This window comes from Flavobacterium laiguense (assembly GCF_003097655.1).
Taxonomy (GTDB): domain Bacteria; phylum Bacteroidota; class Bacteroidia; order Flavobacteriales; family Flavobacteriaceae; genus Flavobacterium; species Flavobacterium laiguense.
Map to the genome: position 1 here is coordinate 1 of NZ_QCZH01000061.1, position 1072 is coordinate 1072.

A 1072-nucleotide genomic window follows, 5' to 3' on the forward strand; every position below is an offset into this window, starting at 1 on the left:
TAAGCAATTGGAATAAAATAATGTCGTATTTTATTGTTTATGCGTAATAATAGTTGTACATTTATCTCATTATGAGATATGTAACACTTGAAAAAGAAGATATTGAGGTATTGGAATACCTTTACCAAAACAGCCCTAATAATACCGTTAGAAAACGTAGTCAGTGTCTTGTTTTATCGCATCAAAGACGCAAGATTAATGACTTGGCTTCTATTTTTAACGCTAGTCGTAGAACGATTGAACGTTGGTTAGATGGTTGGGATAAAATCGGAGTTGATTCCCTTGCTATATCAGAGGGAAGAGGAGCCAAAACTCTTTTAAAAGACTATTCCAAAGAGGTTTCCGAGCAATTAGAGCTTCACAATAGAAATTTAAAAAATGTATTAATCTACTTTGAAGAGCAACACAAGATTATCATCTGCAAAAAAACATTGCAGAATTTTTTAAAAGTTACTGGGCTATAGTTGGAAAAGAGCTAGGCTCTCTTTAAAAGGTAAACGAGACGAAGAACAATTTCGATTTAAGCAAAAGCAAATAGAAACACTAAAGAGTTTGGAAGATAGCGGGTATATTGATTTATATTTTGGAGACCAAAGTCATTTTGGACTCACTCCCAATGTGCCTTATGCTTGGCAAACAAAGGCTAACCCAATATTATTACCTGCTGCTAAAGGTAAATATCAAAATGTAGTTGGATTAATGACGCGTAAAAACAAACTTTATTTTGAAATACTTGAGACAACCTTTAATTCAGATAGAATCATTTGTTTTATGAATCGTTTTGTGGAACAAACCGTTAAAAAAACGATTGTGATTCTTGACAATTCGCCAATCCATAAATCAAAGAAGTTTATGGCTAAAATAGAACAATGGAAAGAAAAAGATGTTTTTATTTACTTTTTGCCACCGTATTCTCCAGAGTTGAATCTGATAGAAATTCTTTGGAGAAGAATAAAATATCAATGGTTAGATTTTGGTGCTTACAAGTCATTCGAAAGCCTCAAAGAAAAATTAAACTTTGTGCTGAATAATATTGGTACAAAATACGACATTAAATTTTAACCATTACTTA

Annotated in this window: 2 protein-coding genes; both read left to right on the forward strand. The window is 31.9% G+C overall.

Translation table 11 applies throughout. The features are described 5' to 3' along the window. The first annotated feature begins 71 nt into the window (after positions 1–71). A complete protein-coding gene (locus tag DB891_RS17430; protein ID WP_116764840.1) occupies positions 72–464 on the forward strand; it encodes a helix-turn-helix domain-containing protein in 393 nt (130 codons plus the stop codon). Next, complete coding sequence (locus DB891_RS17435; protein WP_116764841.1) at positions 454–1062, forward strand: IS630 family transposase; 609 nt, start codon at positions 454–456, stop codon at positions 1060–1062. Before DB891_RS17430 ends, DB891_RS17435 begins: the two co-directional genes overlap by 11 nt. The last annotated feature ends 10 nt before the right edge of the window (positions 1063–1072 follow it).